At 61.7% G+C, this 20,472-nt stretch carries 19 protein-coding genes; 2 read left to right on the plus strand and 17 right to left on the minus strand.

Annotated features, from left to right (window positions below; genetic code table 11):
- Nucleotides 1-33: 33 nt before the first annotated feature.
- From rlmD to surE, 5 genes are all read right to left on the minus strand, one after another.
- Nucleotides 34-1,464: a 23S rRNA (uracil(1939)-C(5))-methyltransferase RlmD gene (gene rlmD, locus E5678_RS07285; protein ID WP_247597006.1), complete on the minus strand. Its 1,431-nt coding sequence runs from the start codon at nucleotides 1,462-1,464 to the stop codon at nucleotides 34-36.
- Nucleotides 1,465-1,537: 73 nt separating this feature from the next.
- Complete coding sequence (locus tag E5678_RS07290) at nucleotides 1,538-2,323, minus strand: 3'-5' exonuclease (protein ID WP_136177902.1); 786 nt, start codon at nucleotides 2,321-2,323, stop codon at nucleotides 1,538-1,540.
- A gap of 27 nt (nucleotides 2,324-2,350) precedes the next feature.
- Nucleotides 2,351-3,268, minus strand: coding sequence for a peptidoglycan DD-metalloendopeptidase family protein (locus tag E5678_RS07295; protein WP_136180677.1), 918 nt, complete (start codon nucleotides 3,266-3,268; stop codon nucleotides 2,351-2,353).
- Nucleotides 3,269-3,362: 94 nt separating this feature from the next.
- Nucleotides 3,363-4,124 carry a protein-L-isoaspartate(D-aspartate) O-methyltransferase gene (locus E5678_RS07300; protein ID WP_136177903.1) on the minus strand — a complete coding sequence of 254 codons (762 nt, stop codon included), beginning with the start codon at nucleotides 4,122-4,124 and terminating at the stop codon, nucleotides 3,363-3,365.
- Between the two features lie 98 nt (nucleotides 4,125-4,222).
- Nucleotides 4,223-5,014, minus strand: coding sequence for a 5'/3'-nucleotidase SurE (gene surE, locus E5678_RS07305; protein ID WP_136177904.1), 792 nt, complete (start codon nucleotides 5,012-5,014; stop codon nucleotides 4,223-4,225).
- Between the two features lie 209 nt (nucleotides 5,015-5,223).
- Here surE and E5678_RS07310 point away from each other — a divergent pair, with 209 nt between their 5' ends.
- Nucleotides 5,224-6,210: an NADPH:quinone oxidoreductase family protein gene (locus E5678_RS07310; protein WP_136177905.1), complete on the plus strand. Its 987-nt coding sequence runs from the start codon at nucleotides 5,224-5,226 to the stop codon at nucleotides 6,208-6,210.
- 250 nt (nucleotides 6,211-6,460) lie between these two features.
- On the opposite strand, the gene E5678_RS07315 is transcribed toward E5678_RS07310, so the two are convergent.
- The 5 genes from E5678_RS07315 to E5678_RS07335 all read right to left on the minus strand — a co-directional run bounded on the left by E5678_RS07315 (nucleotide 6,461) and on the right by E5678_RS07335 (nucleotide 12,377).
- Complete coding sequence (locus tag E5678_RS07315; protein WP_136177906.1) at nucleotides 6,461-7,525, minus strand: S-(hydroxymethyl)glutathione dehydrogenase/class III alcohol dehydrogenase; 1,065 nt, start codon at nucleotides 7,523-7,525, stop codon at nucleotides 6,461-6,463.
- A gap of 104 nt (nucleotides 7,526-7,629) precedes the next feature.
- Nucleotides 7,630-9,021, minus strand: coding sequence for an FAD-binding oxidoreductase (locus E5678_RS07320; RefSeq protein ID WP_136177907.1), 1,392 nt, complete (start codon nucleotides 9,019-9,021; stop codon nucleotides 7,630-7,632).
- Nucleotides 9,021-10,166, minus strand: a complete 1,146-nt coding sequence (gene hisC, locus E5678_RS07325) for a histidinol-phosphate transaminase (RefSeq protein WP_136177908.1) — start codon at nucleotides 10,164-10,166, stop codon at nucleotides 9,021-9,023. The genes E5678_RS07320 and hisC overlap by 1 nt, the downstream gene beginning before the upstream one ends.
- 28 nt (nucleotides 10,167-10,194) lie before the next feature.
- Complete coding sequence (locus tag E5678_RS07330) at nucleotides 10,195-11,328, minus strand: 2Fe-2S iron-sulfur cluster-binding protein (protein WP_136177909.1); 1,134 nt, start codon at nucleotides 11,326-11,328, stop codon at nucleotides 10,195-10,197.
- Nucleotides 11,325-12,377 carry an aromatic ring-hydroxylating dioxygenase subunit alpha gene (locus tag E5678_RS07335; protein WP_136177910.1) on the minus strand — a complete coding sequence of 351 codons (1,053 nt, stop codon included), beginning with the start codon at nucleotides 12,375-12,377 and terminating at the stop codon, nucleotides 11,325-11,327. Before E5678_RS07335 ends, E5678_RS07330 begins: the two co-directional genes overlap by 4 nt.
- Nucleotides 12,378-12,489: 112 nt before the next feature.
- Here E5678_RS07335 and E5678_RS07340 point away from each other — a divergent pair, with 112 nt between their 5' ends.
- Nucleotides 12,490-13,509: a LysR substrate-binding domain-containing protein gene (locus tag E5678_RS07340; RefSeq protein ID WP_136177911.1), complete on the plus strand. Its 1,020-nt coding sequence runs from the start codon at nucleotides 12,490-12,492 to the stop codon at nucleotides 13,507-13,509.
- A gap of 67 nt (nucleotides 13,510-13,576) precedes the next feature.
- Here E5678_RS07340 and hutC read toward each other — a convergent pair whose 3' ends face one another.
- The 7 genes from hutC to E5678_RS07375 all read right to left on the minus strand — a co-directional run bounded on the left by hutC (nucleotide 13,577) and on the right by E5678_RS07375 (nucleotide 20,419).
- On the minus strand, nucleotides 13,577-14,398 hold the full coding sequence (gene hutC, locus E5678_RS07345; protein WP_136177912.1) for a histidine utilization repressor: 822 nt from the start codon (nucleotides 14,396-14,398) through the stop codon (nucleotides 13,577-13,579).
- A gap of 164 nt (nucleotides 14,399-14,562) precedes the next feature.
- Nucleotides 14,563-15,309: an SDR family oxidoreductase gene (locus E5678_RS07350; RefSeq protein WP_210732006.1), complete on the minus strand. Its 747-nt coding sequence runs from the start codon at nucleotides 15,307-15,309 to the stop codon at nucleotides 14,563-14,565.
- A gap of 39 nt (nucleotides 15,310-15,348) precedes the next feature.
- Nucleotides 15,349-17,130: an IlvD/Edd family dehydratase gene (locus E5678_RS07355; RefSeq protein WP_136177913.1), complete on the minus strand. Its 1,782-nt coding sequence runs from the start codon at nucleotides 17,128-17,130 to the stop codon at nucleotides 15,349-15,351.
- 20 nt (nucleotides 17,131-17,150) lie between these two features.
- Complete coding sequence (gene denD / locus E5678_RS07360) at nucleotides 17,151-18,116, minus strand: D-erythronate dehydrogenase (protein ID WP_136177914.1); 966 nt, start codon at nucleotides 18,114-18,116, stop codon at nucleotides 17,151-17,153.
- 112 nt (nucleotides 18,117-18,228) lie between these two features.
- Nucleotides 18,229-19,020: an amino acid ABC transporter ATP-binding protein gene (locus tag E5678_RS07365; protein WP_136177915.1), complete on the minus strand. Its 792-nt coding sequence runs from the start codon at nucleotides 19,018-19,020 to the stop codon at nucleotides 18,229-18,231.
- 89 nt (nucleotides 19,021-19,109) lie between these two features.
- Nucleotides 19,110-19,778 (minus strand): amino acid ABC transporter permease, encoded by a 669-nt coding sequence (locus E5678_RS07370; RefSeq protein WP_136177916.1) that lies wholly within the window; start codon nucleotides 19,776-19,778, stop codon nucleotides 19,110-19,112.
- Nucleotides 19,775-20,419, minus strand: a complete 645-nt coding sequence (locus E5678_RS07375) for an amino acid ABC transporter permease (protein ID WP_136177917.1) — start codon at nucleotides 20,417-20,419, stop codon at nucleotides 19,775-19,777. Before E5678_RS07375 ends, E5678_RS07370 begins: the two co-directional genes overlap by 4 nt.
- Nucleotides 20,420-20,472: the final 53 nt, after the last annotated feature.

A 20,472-nucleotide genomic window follows, 5' to 3' on the forward strand; every position in this document is an offset into this window, starting at 1 on the left:
CCGCCGGCGGCACCGCCCCGGCACCCCATTGATTCAGTCCACCCGCTCGAACACCGCCATGCTCTCGACGTGAGCGGTGTGCGGAAACATGTTCACCACCCCAGCCAACGTGCAACGGTAGCCCGCCTGGTTCACCAGCAAGCCCGCATCGCGCGCCAGCGTGGCCGGATTGCAGCTGACATAGACAATGCGCTTCGGCGGTGTCCAGCCCTCGGGCTTCTCCGTGAGCTGGTGCATGTCGGCGAGCGTCTGCGCCAGCGCAAAGGCGCCTTCGCGAGGTGGGTCCACCAGCCACTTGTCAGCCGCTCCGTCGGCGACCAGCAGCATAGGCGTCATTTCGAACAGGTTGCGCGCCACAAACGTGATCGGCGCGAGGGGCCGGGCGCGCCCGGCCTGATTGTGGATCAGGTTATCGCGCGAACGGGCCACCAGCGCCTCGCTGCCTTCGATCCCCACCACCTCGCCCGCCATGGTGGCAATCGGCAAGGTGAAGTTACCGAGGCCACAAAACCAGTCGATCACACGTTCGTGGGGCTGGGCATCGAGCAAGCGCAAAGCGCGCGAGACCAGCACCTGGTTGATGTGTGGGTTGACCTGGGTGAAATCGGTCGGCTTGAAAGGCATGGAGATGCCAAAGGCTGGCAAAGCGTACGACAAGGTTTCTGCCTCGCTCGCTGGGGCATCGAGCAAACACACGGTGTCCGGCCCCTTGGATTGCAACCACCACTGCACACCATGCAAGGAGGCAAACGCTCGCAGCTTGCCCACGTCGCCATCGCTCAGCGGCTCCATGTGGCGAAGCACCATCGCCGTCACGCTGTCGCCACAGGCCAGCTCGATTTGCGGCAGCGTTTCGCGCGCATCCATGTTGAAAACCATCTCACGCAGGGGCATCAGCATGGCGCTCACATGGGGGGGCAGCACATGGCACACCTTCATGTCGGCCACATAACGGCTCTTTCGCTCGTGGAAACCGATCAGCACCTCGCCCTTCTTGTGCACATAGCGCACCGACAGACGGGCCCGGTAGCGGTATCCCCAGGCCGGACCTTCAATCGGGCGCATCATCGTTTCCGGCCTAACCTTGCCCAGGTGCCACAGGTTGTCTTCCAGCACTCGCTGTTTGACCGCCACCTGGGCGCCTTCGTGCAGGTGCTGCATCTTGCAGCCACCGCAGGCACCCGCGTGCAAGCCAAAATGGGGACAACCCGGACGAACCCGCTGAGCCGACTCTTTGTGGATGGCCGTGACCACACCCGCCTCCCAGTTGGCCTTCTTGCGGTGCACGCTGGTGCTGACGACTTCAAAAGGCAAAGCGCCCTCAATGAAGACCACTTTGCCATCAGGCCGGTGGGCGATGCCTTGGGCATCGATGTCCATGGATTCAACGGCCAGCCAGCCATCGGGCAGCGCAGGCGTTGCGTCAGCGTAGGGATTGGGGGTGTCGTTGGCCGTGGTGGCCAAGCTGTTTTCGTGGGTTTTTGAAGCGCTCATCCCCTGATTGTCTCAGGCCTGAGGCCTTCCTTCGCCCGACCGCTCAGGTCCAGGCCTCAAGATACTCGCCCCAGTGGGATTCGGCAGGTGCCAGTTGCCCCAGCGTCTCTTTGACGTAGGCCACTTCCTGCTGATACTCGGCCTCGGTGAATCCGCCCCGCATCTTCTGAAACCGGCAATACACCAGGTAGGTGTTCATGACGTCGGTTTCGCAGTAGCGGCGCACCTCTTCGGTTTGCCCTGCCAGGTACTGGGCGTACACCTGCGAGCCATCCATGCCCAGTTTGCCTGGAAACCCACAGAGCTTGGCCATGGCGTCCAGGGGCGCGTTGCTTCGGGGGTTGTACATGGCCAGCAAGTCCATCAGGTCCAGGTGGCGCATGTGGTACCGGCTGATGTAGTTGTTCCACTTGAATTCGCGCTCGTCTTCACCCAGGTCCCAGTACTTGCCCGCCTCCACCCCGTGCCGCAGGCCGCGGTAATGCAAAACCGGCAAGTCAAAGCCGCTCCCGTTCCAGCTCACCAACTGAGGGGTGTGTTTTTCAATGGCATGAAAAAAGGTCTGGACCACCTTGCCTTCGCTCAAGCCATCGCGATCGACAAACGAATGGATGCGCAGACCATCGGCGTTGCGAAACACGCAGCTGATCACCAGGATGCGCTGCAGGTACAGCGGCATGAAGTCGCTCTGGCCCTTTTCCTTGCGCTCAGCAAGCCAGCCGGCATACACCTGCTCGTCGGTGGACTCAGGCGACTCGCCGCGCAACGCCCGCAGCCCCGCCACATCCGGAATGGACTCGATGTCAAAGACCAGAACGGGCCAGACCATGGGATGGGCCAGCGGCTGCCGCAGCGATCAGTTCTTGGGCAGGTAGCCCATGGGGTCGACGGGCTTGCCGTTGCGGCGCACCTCGAAGTGCAGCTTGACGCGGTCGGCATCGCTGCTGCCCATCTCGGCGATTTTTTGCCCCTGCTTCACGGCCTGGTCTTCCCTCACCAGCAAAGCCTGGTTGTGCGCGTAGGCGGTGAGGAAGGTGCTGTTGTGCTTGAGGATGATCAGGTTGCCGTAGCCCCGCAGGCCTGCGCCGGCGTACACGACCCGGCCGTCAGCGGCGGCCACCACGGGATCACCCACGCGACCCGCGATCGCAACGCCCTTGTTTTTGGCCTCGTCGAACTGCGAGATCACGGAGCCTTGCGCTGGCCAGACAAAATTCACTTCTTCACCGGCCTGGACAGGCTCTGGCACAGGGGTGGCGGGAGCAACGGCCACAGGCGCGGGACCAGCCCCCGGCGCAGGCAAGGGCGCGGTGGCTGCGGTGCCGTTGAGCGGACGCGCCACCACACCCTGTGTCGCCACAGGCGCGGCGGTCACACCAGCGGCACCCGGCACGGGTGCCATTGCCACAGCATTGGCACCGGCGGGCGGCGCCACACGCAGCACCTGACCGACCTCAATCAAATTGGGGTTGGTGAGGTTGTTCCAGGTCTGCACATCACGCGGGCTCTGCCCACTCTCCAGCGCAATGCGGTAGAGGGTGTCGCCAGGGCGGACAGTGAAATAACCCGGCTTGCCTGCGTTCTCTGCGCCAGGCAAAGGTTTCACATCGGTCATTTTTCCGCCTGTGCGGTCTTCCACAGGAGCGGGTCCCGACACGCTGCGTGTTGAGCAACCTGCCAGCAAAACCACACCCACGAGCCCCACGCTCAAACCCACACTGCGCCAGCTCCTACGAGAGCCCAGCCCATCGGCCGAAAGAGTCGTGGCATTCATACTGTTCATCGAGAAAACTCCCACCTGTAAGGCGCCGCGTGTCTGCGACCGCGACGATCCTGAATCACACATCCCGCAACGTGCGGGTCGCGCTTCACGCGATACCTGATTTTAGAGGCACGAAGTGCACCGCCTCGAGCTCCGAGCGCTCCACACCCCTGGCGGTCTTGTCAATCACCACCAGATGCTGATGTCCACGCACCGTCACAGCGGGCGCCACCAAACGCCCACCCACCGCGAGCTGGTCAATCCAGGCCTGGGGAATGGCTTCACCACCCGCTGCCGCAATGATCGCCGCATAAGGGGCTCCCTTGGGGAAGCCTAACATCCCGTCACCAAAAATGAGGTGCAGGTTGGCCACGCGCAGCGTCCGCACATTCTCCCTTGCCTTTTCGTGCAAACCGCGCAAACGCTCGATGGAATACACCTCTTGTGACAAATGGCTCAGCACCACGGCCTGATAGCCACAGCCGGTGCCAATTTCCAGCACCCGGCCCAGCTTCTCCGTGCGCCCCTGGCACATCAGCTCCAGCATGCGCGCCACCACGTTGGGTTTTGAGATCGTCTGGCCCAGGCCGATGGGCAAACTGGTGTCTTCATAAGCCTGATTGGCCAGCGCGCTGTCCACAAAACGGTGGCGTTCCACCGTTTGCATGGCCATGAGCACCCCGGTATGGCTGATGCCCTGGGCCTGCAACTTGCGCACCATGTCCACACGAACCGCCTGGGAGCCGGTTCCAAAGCCGCTCGCCTGGGCTGGTCTGGACTCCACAAGGCCCGTCACGGCGGGGCGAATGGGTGGGCCCAACGGCGCTGCCGGCCGCGGGGTGACCGAAGCCGACGGCCTGGCGACCATGGACGGTGCCCCCGTCACCAGCCTGGCAGGAAATCCCGGCCGTGGCTTGCCCGCGCCCAATGGGGAAGTGCCTGGGGTTGAGGGGCCGCCCGGGCGTTTCACGCTGAAGTCCCCGCTGCTTGAGACAACAGGGCCGCCAAAGGCGCCCAATAGGGCAAGCGTTCATGGTCTGTGAGGTCGACCTGCAGCGGTGTGATGGTCGCAAAACCCGCCGCACTGGCGTGGAAATCTGTGCCCTCGGCACCGTCTTTGGCCGCGCCCGCGCTGCCAATCCAGTACATGGTGTCACCCCGCGGGTTGGTTTGCGATATCACCTGTTCGGCCGCATGACGACGCCCCAGCCGAGCCACCTTGAACCCATGGATATCGGCGGCCGGGCGGTTGGGAATGTTCACATTCAGCAGCCAGGGCGCTGTTGGCGCACCGGTCGCCTTCAAAGAAGGCAGCAAACGCGTCACCAGCTCGGCCGCTTTTTGCCCGGCGGCGTCCAGGTGGGCCCAGCCTTTTTCCACCTGGGAGAAAGCAATGGCAGGAATTCCAAAGAGATAACCCTCCATGGCTGCACCCACCGTACCGGAGTAAATGGTGTCGTCGCCCATGTTGGCTCCGTTGTTGATCCCCGAGACCACCAGATCGGGCCGGTAGCCCAGCAAACCGGTCAAAGCGATGTGCACGCAGTCGGCAGGCGTGCCGTTGACATAGCGAAAGCCGTTGGGCGCTGTGTGCACATACAAGGGTGAATGCAGGCTCAAGGCATTGGACTTGGCGCTGTTGTTGTGTTCGGGCGCCACCACCTCCACTTCGACGCCTGGCAACACCCTGAGCGCTTCGTACAAGGCAACGATACCCGGCGCCTGATAGCCGTCGTCATTGGAGATGAGTATTTTCATTGTTACGATTTTAGAGCGAGGACAGCATTTCTGTGGCTTGCAAGCGCAGGGATTTGACCGGTCGCAATCGGGACAGAAAACGGGTTCTCCCGCTCACATCGCCGGTCGCACCTGCCTATCATGAACCGTCAAGAAGGTTCTTATTCGCCCCTGCCTGGTGCACCGGGTCGATGCAGTACTTCGCCCACCCTGAATTCAAGGAGATCCCCGTGAAAGCCTGGCTATGTGAAAACCCCGTAGGCGTTGAGGCCCTGACCTGGAAAGAGCTGCCGACCCCCGAGCCCAAAAAAGGCGAAGTGCTGATCGAAATTCAGGCCGCCAGCCTGAACTTTCCCGACCTGCTGATCGTGCAGAACAAATACCAGATGAAGCCGCCGCTGCCCTTTGTGCCAGGCTCGGAATACGCAGGCGTTGTGCGAGCGCTCGGCGAAGGTGTCACCCACCTGAAAATTGGCCAGAGCGTGGCCTGCCTGAGCGGCACCGGCGGCTTTGGCACCCACACCTTGGCCCCGGCCGCCCTGTGCATGCCCCTGCCCCCAGGCTTCCCGCCTGTGGACGCTGCGGCCTTCATCATGATCTACGCCACCTCTTGGCACGGCCTGATGGATCGTGGCGCCCTGAAGGCGGGTGAGACGGTCCTGATACTGGGCGCGGCCGGCGGCGTGGGCACCTCGGCCATCCAGATCGCCAAGGCGGCTGGCGCTCGGGTCATCGCGGCTGCGTCCACCGACGAAAAATGCGCCTTGTGCACGTCACTGGGCGCTGATGCCACGATCAACTACAGCGTGCACACACCTGAAAAGGGTTTGCGCGAAGAAATCAAACGCCTGACCGACGGCAAAGGGCCTGACATCGTTTACGACCCGGTCGGTGGCGCATTCGCAGAGCCGGCTTTTCGCTCCATCGCCTGGCGCGGCCGCTACCTCGTGGTGGGATTCGCCAGCGGTCCCATCCCTGCCCTGCCGCTGAACCTCACCCTGCTCAAGGGCGCCAGTATCGTGGGCGTGTTCTGGGGCGACTTCGCCCGCCGCGAACCCAAAGCCAACGCCGAGATGATGCAGCAGCTGGCCACGATGTATGGCAAGGGCCAGATCAAGCCCGTCGTCGACCAGACCCTGCCCATGAGCGAACTGCCCAAAGCCTTCGAGATCATGGGATCGCGTTCGGTGAAGGGCAAGCTGGTCATGGTGAACTGATTGAGGCCAGGCCCGCGCCGATCGAGCGCCGGGCCAACCCATCCACCGGATAGGCACCCAGGCATCCGAACCGCCATGAAAGAAGCCCGGTAGATCTCAGATCCATCGGGCTTTCCCTATTCTTTGGGCCGGTGTTTGGCACCGTACTCAAACATCAGCACTTTGTGGCTTTGCTGGTCAGTTGTGGATCGGCAGCAACACACCGTGGGCAACTCGAGACGCTTGCCCGCGCTTTGCCACGCAGACCATGTCAGAAAATCACCACCCCACGGATCGACTCGCCGCGTTTCATCAAATCGAATCCCTTGTTGATGTCTTCCAGCGGCATGGTGTGGGTGATGAGATCGTCGATGTTGATCTTGCCTTCCATGTACCAGTCCACGATTTTTGGCACGTCGGTGCGCCCACGCGCGCCGCCGAAGGCTGAGCCCTCCCACTTGCGACCGGTGACCAGCTGGAACGGACGCGTGGAAATCTCTGCGCCGGCTTCGGCCACGCCAATGATGATGCTGCGGCCCCAGCCTTTGTGGGTGCACTCCAGGGCCTCGCGCATCACCTTGGTGTTGCCGATGCATTCAAAGCTGTAGTCGGCACCGCCATCGGTGAGCTGGACAACCGCATCAACCACGTTCTCAACCTCTTTGGGGTTGATGAAGTGCGTCATGCCGAACTTGCGCGCCATGTCCTGGCGCGCGGGGTTGATGTCCACGCCGATGATTTTGTCGGCACCCACCATCTTGGCGCCCTGGATCACGTTCAGGCCAATGCCGCCCAGGCCAAACACCACCACGTTGGCGCCCGCCTCCACCTTCGCGGTGAACAGCACAGCACCAATGCCGGTGGTCACACCGCAACCGATATAGCAGACCTTGTCAAACGGCGCGTCTTCGCGGATCTTGGCCAGGGAAATCTCAGGCGCCACCGTGTAGTTGCTGAAGGTGCTGGTGCCCATGTAGTGGAAGATGGGCTTGCCATCAAGACTGAAGCGGCTGGTGGCATCGGGCATCAAGCCCTTGCCCTGGGTGCCGCGGATCAGTTGGCACAGGTTGGTCTTGCGGCTCAGGCAAAACTTGCACTGGCGGCACTCGGGTGTGTAGAGCGGGATGACATGGTCACCCTTTTTCAACGAAGTCACGCCGGGGCCCACATCGACCACAATGCCTGCGCCTTCATGACCCAGGATGGCCGGAAAAATGCCTTCCGGATCAGCGCCCGAGAGCGTGTAGTAGTCGGTGTGGCAGATGCCCGTGGCCTTGATTTCCACCAGCACCTCACCCAGCTTCGGGCCTTGCAGATCGACGGTTTCAATGGTCAGCGGCTGGCCTGCTTGCCAGGCAACGGCGGCTTTGGTTTTCGTAGGGGCTCACTTGTTCGGGTTCAGAAAAAAGTCAGTCTGATCAGGGCTCAGACCCGGCGCACTCAGGACGCGGGCAAGACCTTGCCCGGATTCATCAGTCTGTCTGGATCCAGCATGTTCTTGATGGTCTTCATGGTCGCCAGTTTGCCCGGGTCCAGGGTGTCAAACATGGCGCCAATCCGCTTGGAGCCCACGCCATGCTCGGCCGAAAAAGAGCCACCCAGCGCCTGCAACGTGCCATAGAGCACAGACTCGACCCGGGCAGCCATGTCGGGCGCCAAGGCTCCGGCCCGACTCAGAATGATGTGCAGATTGCCATCGGCCAAATGACCAAACACATAGGGCTGCAACGCAGAATCAATCCTCGCCAGGCCGGCCAGCACCTTGTCGAGATAGTCGGCCAGGCTGGACAGCGGCACAGACACATCGTAGGACGGCGCTGCGGGGTGAACCCGGTACAGGGCGTCCGTGTCTTCCCGCAACCGCCACAAGTCTCGTTCCTGGCGCGCTGAGCTGGCGATGATGCCGGTGGCATCAGGGTAGTGCTCCAGCACCTGCCCAAACAGGGTTTCAAAAGCATCCCTCAGTGGCTGTTCGTGTGCGCCACCAAGAGACATCAGCAAAAAAATGGGCTGGTCCAGTGCCATGCCCGGCTCGCTCCAATGCTGGGCCTTTGCCGTCAACTGGATGAACCGCTGCCACATCGCCTCGGCGGCACGCAAATGCCCTGTTTCGATGGACATCGCCCACCGGATGGTCTCCAGCGCGGCCTGTACCGAAGGCAGACCCAGCAACGCGGTGGCACTGGCCTGCGGCAGCGGATCGAGCTTGAGCACCACACGTGTCACGAGGCCCAGGCTGCCTTCGGCACCGATGAACAGGTGCTTGAGATCGTAGCCGGCCGAGTTTTTGACGACCCGCGTCAAGTCGCTATAGACCGACCCGTCGGCCAGCACGGCCTCCAGCCCAAGCACGCGGTGGCGCATGACGCCATTGCGAAACGCCATGATGCCGCCAGCGTTGGTCGAGACCATGCCAGCAATGGTGGCTGAGCCGCGTGAAGGGATGTCAATGCCTGGCTCCAGGCCTTCGGCGGCTGCGGCCCCTTGCAGCGATTCCAGCGTGACACCGCCCTGCACCACCGCGATCCGGCTCACGGCGTCCAGGCATTCGATATGCGACATGCGGGCCAACGACACAATCACTTCGCCCACATGGGAGATCGAGCCACCGACCAGCCCGGTGCGTCCACCCTGCGGCACGATGGCCACGCCGTGCTCTCGGCACAGACGAACCACCTCGGCCACTTCCGCGGTGTTGGCGGGCAACGCCACCAAGCCTGCGCCGAGATTGTCGGGGTGCCAGCCCACGTCCATCGCCTGCACGTCGGCGCCTGATCGAACATGGGCGCAGCCAAGCGCGGTGCGCAATGCGCCAGTGAGTTTCGTCAGCATCAGGCGGCCACCGGGTCAGCCTGGTGGATCTGCGCGAGTGCGGCAATCAACCTGTCGTTTTCAGCCGGACTGCCAATGGTGGCGCGGATAAAGCGCTCGTAGCCGGGCTCACGCCAGGCCTTGACGATGATGCCCGCCTGCCGCAGCAAGGTATCGGCCACGCCGCCGCTGTCTTTTCCCGCGTCGAAAAAAAGGAAATTGGTTTGCGAGGGTGCCACCCGCAGGCCCAGCGCACAGAGGGCCTGGGCCACACGGGCACGCTCCAGCCGCAGCCGCCCCACGGATGCATGCATCCAGGCCTCGTCGGCGAGTGCTGCCAGGGCCGCAGCCTGGGCTGCGGCGTTGACGTTGAAGGGCGTTTTGGCCGCACTGAGGACTCGCGCGATCTCGGGATGTGAACAAACGGCATAACCCACGCGCAAGCCGGCAAGGCCATAAGCCTTGGAAAAGGTGCGCAGCACCACATGGCTCACACCGCTTGCGCGCAACACCTCGATGCCATCGGGAGCGCCTGGGTCGGCGAACTCAAAATAGGCTTCATCCAGCACCAGCAGCGTGCCCGGCTTGACGGCCTTGATCACGCGCTGCAGCGCCGAACTGTCCAGTGCCGGGCCAACGGGATTCCACGGGGACGACAAAAAGGCCACATGGGGTGCAAGCGCCAGTTCGCGCTCCAGGCCATCAAGGTCAAAACCCAGCGCCGGCGTCATCGCCACCTTGACGACTTCTGCACCTGCGGCCAGTGGTTCGATTTCGTGCAAACCAAAGCTGGGCACAACCGTTAGCACCCGGCTGCCCGGCACCAGGACGGCTCGGGCAATGGCTGCAATCAGCTCTTCGGAGCCATTGCCAATCACCAGTTGCCGCGCCTCGCAACCCAGCTTCTGGGCCAGCGCAGCGCGCAAGGCGGTACAGGCCGGGTCGGCATAACGCCAAGGCTCGTAGGCGGCCGAGGCGAGCGCTGTCATCACCATCGGTGAGCAGCCTTCGGGGTTCTCATTGCTGGCCAGCCGCGCTATGTCGTGCTGACCGCTGATACCCCGCGCCACCGCGACGTTCATGCCCGCGTGGTACGGCGGCAGCGCAGCGACATGGGGGTTGAAACGAAGGCCGTGCGGCTGGTTGTCGGATGCGGACGGGGTCATGGGAGCCATTCGAATAGTGAAAAAAACATCAAAGATCCAGCACCAGGTTGCCCTTGGGCCGGGCGCAGCAAATCAGCACCTGCCCGGCACCAGGGTCGTCCAGTGGTTCCTCGAAGTAGTTGACTTCACCGTCCACCAGACCGGTCTTGCAGGTGCCGCATACGCCGGCACGGCAGCTGAATTCGGGAGCGAGGCCGTGGCTTTCGGCAAACGACAGCAGCGATTCGGCACCGTCCACCCAGCTGGCGCTGCGGCCGCTTTTGCGGAAGGTGACGGTGATGGCACTCTCGGCGCCTGCCGTTGTCACGCCGGCAGGCGCACTCGGAGCCTGGGCCGCAGCAGGCTGCGGAGCCTGCTTGGCCAGCGCCGCGTCGGGCTCCAGCACCGTCGCCGGACCGAAGAACTCGTAGGCAATGCGCTCCTTGGCCACGCCCAGGCTGCGCACCAGCCGAAACACCGCCTGCATGAAGGGTGGTGGCCCGCAAAGGTAGAACTCGTAATCATCGAGTGGCAGCAACCGCTGCAGCAGTTCCCGCGTGATCACGCCTTCGGCCTGGAAGCGTGCCGCTGCGCGGTCGGCCTCGGTTGGAAAACGGTAGATCACATGCGCATCAATGCCGCTGCGCAAACCCGCCAGCGTGCGCACCTCGTCACCGAGTGCATGCACCTCACCGTTGTCGCAAGCGTGGATAAACACCGTGCGGCGATCGCTCTGTTCGGCCAGCGCATGCAGCATAGCCACCATGGGCGTCAGGCCCACGCCGCCCGAAAGCAGTACCACGGGGCGCGCGCTGAGGCGGTCCAGGTAGAAGTCGCCACGCGGGCCATCGGCCATCAACACGTCGCCCACCTGGACACGGTCGTGCAAGTAGCAAGAGCCCAAGCCGTCGGGCAGGCCAGGCATCGGCGCCGTCTCTCGCTTGACCGAGATGCGGTATCGCCCCGGATGGCCGGGCGCGCAGGACACACTGTACGTGCGCAACACATGCCCACGCTCATTGTCCGCCGGGAACTTGAAAACCAGGAACTGCCCTGCCTCAAAAGCGCGCCAGCCGCCAGGCTCGGCCGGCTCCAGGTGAAACGAGGTGATGGTGCTGCTTTCACGCACCTTGTCGATCACTTTCAGGGGGCGAAAGCCCCCCTTCCCTGTCGACGCACTCATGCAGCTTCCGGCACGACCGGCTGATCGGCAAGTTCGCGCTCTTCCTTGATCATTTGGGCCAGGCGGCGGCGAAAGCGCAGCGGGCCAACGTCGATTTTCAGGTCGATGTTGGGCGTGCGTTGTTCGGCAAAGCCCTGGTGAACGGCCTCCAGGATGGGGCGATCTTCCTCAAAGGCACCGCGCACCGAGGTCGCGAACTGACGCGAAATCTCTGCATCGTCTGGCGCGAAGTTGCGCATCTGGAACCAGTAGTACTTGGTCGTGTTGGCGTCGATGGGCGTCATGAAGTTGTAGCTGTCCATGATGAACACATCTTCGTGGGGCGGTTTGCCCTCGCCGCCGGTTCCGGCGGGTGTAAAAACGGCCTTGATGAGCGCATTGGATGGGTAGCGCACCTCGTACTGCTGCTTGCGGTCGCAACGGCCCTCGAATTTAAGGAAGGGCGCGTAAAACGGCGCGGGGTCCACATCGTTCATCCAGCGCCACACTGTGACGCCATTGTCGGCCACCGTGGTTTGCAGCGGCGTGTCTTCGCAGGCCGAACCTGCAAACGAACTCTGGTGCACCCAGGACACGTGCGTTGGGTCCAGCAGGTTGTCGGTCATGTACTGGTAGTTGCATTGAACCTGCATGCCGTCACCCTGGTTCAAGCCCCAGGCCGAGTCGCCCCAATGTTCCACAGCAAAGATAGTGGCCGGATCGGCCAGCGCGGGCTCACCCATCCAAATCCACAAGAGGCCGTAGCGCGCCTCCATCGGGTACGAGCGAACCACCGCCGTGCTGGGCGGCCGATCGGTGGCGGGCGCCCGGGTGCAGGCGCCCGAACAATCGAACATCATGCCGTGGTAGCCACACTCGATCTGGTCACCATGAATGCGCCCCATGGACAGCGGCAGCTTGCGGTGCGGACATGCGTCTTCCAGCGCAGCCACCTTGCCGTCAGACTTGCGAAACAGCACGATTTTTTCGTCCAGCAGCTTGACCGCCACAGGCTTGTTGCCCACTTCGTTTTCCCAGGCCGCGACATACCAGGCGTTGCGCAAAAACATGACGATTTCTCCTAGGGGGTTGCACGATTTTAAGTCTATACCATAGTGAAATTCAAGCGCTTCAACAAGTGAATTTACTTGCTTTCTTCTTTAGAAAATCTAAACATATACGATGCCCGAAAAACTCCCTTCTTTGGTGCGCCCTTCGACAACACGGCCGCCCCAGCAATTACCCCCTTTGCGCGCCCTGCAGGCCTTCGAAGCTGTGGCACGCACCGGAAGCGTGATGTCGGCCGCACTGGAATTGGGCGTGTCGGCCGGCGCGGTCAGCCAGCAAATTCGCAAGCTCGAAGACCTGCTCGATCTGCGCCTGTTCGAACGGCGTGGCAGAGGCATGGAGCTTTCAACCTGGGGGCGGCTGTATCACCCGGAGCTCGGCGCCGCGTTTGACCGCCTGCGCGCCGCACAGCAAAGCCTGTGGCGTCTGCGCACCGAAAGTGGCTTGACGGTGAGCTGCCTGTCCTCGGTGGCCAGCAAATGGCTGGGCACGCGGCTGTTTGACTGGCAAGCCTCACATTCAGAATCCCGGCTGCGGTTGATCGGCGCGGAAATCGAACCCGACCTGCAGGGCGGCGGAACCGACTTTCGCATCTCCTACGGCCAACAGTCGCGCCAGCACACCCATTTCACCGAGCTCTTCACCGACTGGGTGGTTCCAGCCTGTTCGCCAGGATTGCTCGATGCGCGCCCAATACGCACGCCCGCCGAGCTGCTGAGCCTGCCGCTGATTGGCATCGCCTGGGAAAGCGCTCACCTGCCGCCACCCACCTGGGCGGACTGGGCACGCAGCGCCGGCGAGGACGATGGGCCTGTGAACAGCAGCTTGACATTCTCTTTGTCGAGCGCAGCCATTGACGCGGCGTTGGCGGACCGAGGGTTGGTGCTGGCGCCCATGTCCATGATCACCGGCGACCTGATTGAAGGCCGGCTGGTTCTGCCCTTCGACCACCGCCTGCAATTGCCGCAACCGTATTTCCTGGCCTGGGACCGCTCTGCCCTGAACAAGCCCTTTGGCCGTGAATTCCAGCAATGGGTTTTGACCTTGGGCCGCAGACAAACGGGCATATCTTCAGGCGAAATTCCCTTGAGCCGGCTGATGTCCGGCATGGAGAACCGCCCCATCAGCCCGTAGCTTGTTCAATGGCAACCCCTTGTCAGCGCGGGTTCTCGATGGCTGGCGAAGCCAGACAGCACAGCGCTCAACGTGAGCTCGACTTGCCATCCATGGTGGGTGAAAAATGGGCGATCAGTTCGTGGTCCACCCCTGGGTAGGTCACCCGCACGAACGTCACCGGGCTGGCGCCGGTCCATGTTCGGCGTTGAACCACCAGGCATGGAGTTCCACCCGCGACTTGCAGCAATGCTGACATGTCATCGTCGGAGGCGCCGGCTCGGATTCTGTGCTCCGCCGAAGTCCAGGGCACGTGGCTGACGAGCCAAGCGCCCGGTGGCTCGTCCTCGAAGGCTTCTGCGGCAGCTTGAGGCACGGCGGTGAGATTGATCAACCGGTACTCCAGACAGAACGGCCGAGCGCCTGCAAAGTGGAGGCTGCAGAGTTCGAGCACCGGACCCGCTTTGTCCAGACCAAGCGCAGCCATGTCGGCGCGCAGGCTACGCCGCTTCTTGTGACTGATCAGTTCAAACCGGTAAGGCTGGCTCAGCGCGAGCACTTCAGCGCGAATATCGTTGATTTCGAGCACGGCCGAGCTGGAGTGCGATCGCAGGACAAAACTGCCCGCCTTGCGCCGACGCTCCACCATGCTGGCGCGCGCCAGTTGCGTCAACACCTTGTTGACGGTCATGCGCGAGCACTGGTACTCATCGGCAAGCTCATGCTCGGAGGGAATCCTGTGCCCTGGCTGCCACTTGCCGCTGAGGATGTTCTGCTCGATATCGCTCAGGATGCGCTGGTGCAACGAAACGGTTGGCTCCGATTTGGCCTTCGTGGCCTTTGTGGCCTTGACAGGCCCCTTGGTCCGGCGGACCACTGCAGCGGGTTTGGGCTTCGTTTTATTGGGCATCAGAGGAGCATATCCGTACAGCGATCCATGCAAGGCTGGCGCGGTTTGCCAAAAGCGCTTTGCGGGCGACCTTCGAGCAACAGCTTGCCTTGATCAAAAAATGCAATCATTGCCCCGACCGTTGCCGCCAAGCCGATTTCATGTGAGTCCAAGACCATGGTCGGTCACCCCCGCCCGATGTAGGGCATGTCTCTTGCCATCACGGTCATGAATTGCACATTGGTATCCAGTGGCAATGAGGCCATGTGATAAACCGACGACGCCACATGGTTTGCATCCATCACGGCCTCGACCTGGGTTGAACCGTCCGCTTGCGGCACCCCCTTTGTTTGACCTTGAGACATCTCGGTCAAAGCGTTGCCGATATCAATCTGGCCGCAGGCGATGTTGAAAGCACGTCCATCGAGAGACAGGCACCGGGTCAGGCCCGTGACTGCGTGTTTCGACATCGTGTAAGGCACCGACCCGGGACGGGGAACATGGGCCGAAATCGAGCCATTGTTGATGATCCGCCCGCCTTGCGGTGTCTGGTGTCGCATCAGGGAAAAGGCTGCCCGCGCCGCCAGGAACATGCCGGTGATATTGATGTCACAGACCTGCTGCCATTCAGCGACCGGGATTTCGTCAATCGGGGCAGAAACGTTGTTGATACCGGCGTTGTTGAACAGCGCGTCAAGTCGCCCCCATTTGTCCGAAAGCCGCGCGAATGCGGCATCGACCGCACCGGCATCGGTGACATCACAGGGCAGGATCAGCGCGTTTTCGGAACCCGCAGCTGTGGCTTCCAGCGGTTCGCTTCGGCGACCGACCAGGGCAACACGCCAACCCTGTTCAAGGAAGTGTTTCGCGGTTGCGCGGCCGATGCCACTGCCTGCACCGGTGATCAGGATGGTCTTCTCTGTCATCTTCATATGCCTTTCCAGTTTGGCGCGCCGCGAAGCCGGTCGCGATCAATGGTTGTCGCGTGGCAAGCTGTACCGGGTCTTGTGATAGCTTGCGGACAGTTCCAGGCAACCGCCTTTGTCGAGCTGTCCAACGGTGCTGCGAAAAATCTCTTGCCAGGGCGTTTCATTGATCAGCACCGGGGGCGTCCAGGCATCCTTGCGCGCCTGCCAATCTGCATCGTCCACCAAGGCGTTCAGCGAACACTTGTTGAGATCCAGCCGAACCTGGTCACCGGTGCGCAGATACGCCAACCCGCCGCCGATCACCGCCTCTGGTGAGGCGTTCAGAATCGATGGGCTTTCGGATGTGCCCGACTGCCGACCGTCTCCCACCGTCGGCAAGTGGCTGATACCCTTTTTCATCACCTCTGTCGAAGGGCGCATGTTGACCACCTCGGCAGAGCCAGGGAAGCCAATATTGCCGACCCCGCGAATGAACAGCATGCAGTTTTCGTCGATGGCCAGTTCCGGGTCGTCGATGCGCGCGTAATAGTCTTCCGGCCCTTCAAAGACGATGGCGCGGGACTCCAGAACGCCTTCCTGACCTGGCGCAGACAGGAATCTTTCGCGAAATTCGGTCGAGATCACCGAGGTCTTCATCAGCGCCGAGTCAAAAAGGTTGCCCGACAGCACGAGGAATCCAGCTTTTTCGCGCAGGGGCTCTGCAACGGTTTTGATGACGTCGGTGTCGCGGCTTTCCCAGTTCGCCAGATTTTCGCCAATGGACTTCCCGGTCACGGTCAATGCATCGGCGTGCAGGCGTCCAGCTTTCAGCAATTCACCCATCACGGCCGGTACGCCCCCTGCGCGGTGGAAGGACTCGCCCAGGTATTTCCCGGCGGGCTGCATATTCAACAAAAGCGGCACGTCGAAACCAACCGTCTGCCAGTCCTGCAATTCCAGTTCGACGCCAACAAGGCGAGCAATGGCCTGGAGGTGCGGCGGCGCGTTGGTCGAGCCGCCAATTGCAGAGTTGGTGATGATGGCGTTCTCGAATGCTGCTCGGGTCATGATGTCCGAGGGTTTCAAATCCAGATGCGCCATTTCAACGATGCGTTTACCGGTCTGGTAGGCCATGCTCATCCGTTCGCGGAACGGGGCCGGAATGGCAGAGCAGCCAGGCAGGCTCATTCCCAGGGCTTCGGCAAGGGCATTCATGGTGCTGGCTGTGCCCATGGTGTTGCAATGACCCAAAGACGGGGCCGAAGCGCAGACTTGTCCGATATATTCTTCGTAGTTGATCTTGCCGGCGGCCAAATCGCGTTGGCCTTGCCACAAGACCGTACCGGACCCTGCGAGTTCACCATTCCACCAGCCATCCAGCATGGGCCCGCCCGACAAGACGATGGACGGCAGATCGGTGGTGGCAGCGCCCATCAACATCGCCGGTGTCGTCTTGTCGCATCCTGTTGTCAGCACGACCGCGTCGATCGGATAGCCATGCAACACCTCAACCAAACCCAGATAGGACAGGTTGCGGTCCAGCGCAGCCGTGGGCCGGCGGGCGGTTTCCTGTATGGGATGCACCGGGAATTCCATCGGAATACCACCACCATCGCGAATGCCGGCCTTGATCCGGTCCATCAGGAACACGTGAATTTTGTTACAGGGAGACAGGTCGCTGCCCGTTTGCGCAATGCCGATGACGGGGCGGCCGCTTTGCAACTCCTCACGGGTGTATTCCTGGTTTTGGTAGCGCTCAACATACAGCGCAGTCATGCCGGGGTTGTTGGGGTTGTCAAACCATTCCTGGCTGCGGAATTTTTTGTTGGCGCGTTTGTCGGTCATGTCGTGAATTCCTTCAAAAATCAGTTCGCGATATTTGCTTCTGCCATGTAATCCCGGATGTTGTCGGCGAAACTGTCATCGCGTTTCAGACCAAATGCCTCAGCCTTGGGGGTGACATATTCGTAGCGCCATCCGGCGACCATTTTCTGAATGTCTGCCTGGGGTTCCCAACGGATCAGCTTGGCCGGTTCCGGCCCGGCAACTTCGGTCATCGCCGCCACGGCCTGGCGAATCGAAAGCGTCAGACCGGGCATGGTCATGCACCGGTTCATACCCAGGTCGCCCGCCTGTATCTCGGCGCCGATGATCAGGTTCTCGATGCACCTGCGGGGCGACAGGAAATACTGCATCGTGTCGGGCGCGACCGGACAGATGGCCTCCATGCCATTCAGCGGCTCACGGAACATCGATGAAAGATACGACGACGCGGCGCGGTTCGGGGCGCCGGGGCGCACCGAAATAGTGGGCAGACGCAGAGCACGCCCGTCAACCATGCCTCGACGCGAATAGTCGTTGATCAGCATCTCGCCCATGGCCTTTTGCGTACCATAAGAAGACTGCGGATTGGGCAGGGTCCAGTCGGTGATCGGGTCGGGAACATCCCCACCAAACACGCTCAGCGAGGACGAAAAGACCAGCACCGGCGCGGTGGTCAACGCGCGACATCGTTCCAGCACGTTGACCGTACCAAACAGGTTGACGCGCATGCCCGTGTCGAACTCCTCTTCGGCTTGGGCCGACACAATCGCGGCCAGCAGAAAAACCACATCCACATCCGCCCCGATCAAACCGTCAACGCTGGAGCGGTCGGCAATGTCGCAGGTACATGCCTCGACCGGGAATGGCGCATCGACCATCGCCGGTGCGTTGATATCGGCCAGCATCAGACGGTCAATTTTTTCGCCCCGCAGCGTTCCACGCAGCGCCATTTCCCGGGCCAATTTTTGCCCGACAAAACCGCCCCCACCAATCACGAGAATATTCACAATTTTTCTTTCACCTGCGCCACATACTGATCAACCGCGAAAAGCACACTGGGTGGCTTTGACGGCACTCGGTGGTCGTGCGCCGAGGCAGTGGGATTGGGCTGGTTCGGGATCACACGAGCATCGCGGCACCACGATCCAGGTAGGTATCGAGGAACTGGTCCAGGCGCGGATGGCGGGGCTTGCCAAATACCGTCTGTGGGCTGCCTTCGAGCAACAGCTTGCCTTGATCGAGAAACGCAATCTTTGCCCCGACCGTGGCGGCAAAGCCAATTTCATGTGAGACCACGACCATGGTCATGCCGTCGTCGGCCAGGGCCCGCATGACGTTGAGCACTTCGCCGGTGAGTTCAGGGTCCAGCGAAGAAGTGGGTTCATCGAAGAGCATGATTTTGGGCTCCAGCGCCAGCGCGCGCGCAATGGCCACCCGTTGCTGTTGGCCACCGGACAACTGCGACGGATAGTGCCCCGCCCTTTCTTCGAGGCCCACCTTCTTCAGTTGCGCCATGGCACGCTCTTCAGCTTCGGCCCGCGGGAGTTTGCGCACCATTTTGAGGGCTTCGCTGACATTGCCCAATGCCGTCATGTGCGGCCACAGGTTGAATTGTTGAAAGCACATACCGATCTGCGAACGGGATTCTCGTATGCGGTCAGCATTCAGGCGAGCCCGTTGGCCGTTGACATCCAACGAAAAGCCCAATGGCTGGCCATTGACCAAAATGGAACCGACGGTGGTCTCTTCCAGAAAAGCCATGCAGCGCAACAGCGTGCTTTTGCCCGAGCCCGAGGGGCCGATCAGGCAGGTGACCTGCCCGGCCTCAATGTCCAGATCGATGTTGTGTAGCACTTCCACGGCGCCGAAACTCTTGCTCACACCTTTGACCGATATCGCGTGTTTCTTCATGGTTGTTGTCTGGTTGGCGTCAAGTGCTTGCGAATGCCTGGTGCCTACGGTCATGACAGGCAGCGCAGATCGTTGGGTGAGCGTAGGGGTCATGCGTTTTTCAATCCAAATCGGGAAAGGCGGGCTTCAGCCAGGCGGCCGAGATTGCCGCAGATTTCGACCAACGCCCAATAGAAACAGGCCAGCAAAAACAGGGCTTCGACGAAGGCGTAGTTGGCAGAACCCAGTGAGCTCACCTGGAAGGTCAGTTCCGGCACAGTGATGATCGACAGCACCGCTGTTTCCTTCAGCAGCACAATCACCATGTTGACCATCGGCGGAAGCACCAGCACCGTCATCTCCGGCACCAGAATGCGACCGACAATCTGCACACGGGTCAGCCCGAGGCACTCGGCTGCTTCAACATGGCCACGCGGAACCGATTCAAAACCGGCTCGGAAGATCTCGCTGAAATAGGCCGCGCCATACACCGCCAGACCGAACAGGCCAGCGGGCACCGGATCCAGCGTCAAGCCGATGAAGGGACCGCCGTAGTACAGCAAAAAGAGCTGGATCAAAAACGGCGTACCGCGGATCAGGTCCACGTAGGCACGCAGCCCCTTGTCCAGTGTGGGCGGCCCATAGCGGCGCCCGATGGCCACAAAAAACCCCAGAACCACGGCAGCCAGCGTTCCGGCCAGCCAGATCAGCAGCGTCACACCACCCGCCCGAAGCAGTTCGGGCCCCGCCGACGCAATCAGGTCAAAATCAAAAGTCATGCTTTCACCCCCCAGCGGAATGAACCTTCCAACCGGTTGGCGCCGACCGACACCACGGTGTTGATCACCAGATACAGCAGCGCGGCGGCAGCATACAGCGGCAGCGGCTTGAAGGTGCTGGCCGACAGGTCTTGTGCCATGCGCGTCAGTTCGACCACGCCCACCACCGACACCAGCGACGACGCTTTCAAAATCATGATCGCCTCGTTGGTCAAGGCGGGCAAAGTCATGCGCAGCGCAATCGGTGCGCGGATGCGCCAGAACTGCTGAAACGGCGTCAGGCCCAGCATGTCGGCCGCCTCAAGCAAGCCTTGTGGCACGCTGGCAAATCCACCCCGCAGGTTCTCGGCCTGGTAGGCCGCGGTACACAACGACAAACCGATGATGGCCGCCACCATACTGGGCACATTCAAGCCCAACATGGGCAAGAGGTTGTAGATCAGCAAGAGCTGAACCAACAACGGCGCACCACGGAAGAAGCTCACAAAGGTGCGCCCCGCCAGCGAAACTGCACGTTGACTGGACTGCATCGCCGCCGAAACCACAGTTCCCAGCAGCAAACCCAGCACGATGGAGATGGAGCTGATCACGATGGTCCAGCCACAGGCTTGCACCAGCAACATGAACAATTTGAACGACATGGCTTAGGCCTTTGTTTTCTGATGAAGATCAACACGGTGGCCAGCCTGGCGAA

Source organism: Hydrogenophaga sp. PAMC20947, from assembly GCF_004795855.1.
Taxonomy (GTDB): Bacteria; Pseudomonadota; Gammaproteobacteria; order Burkholderiales; family Burkholderiaceae_C; genus Hydrogenophaga.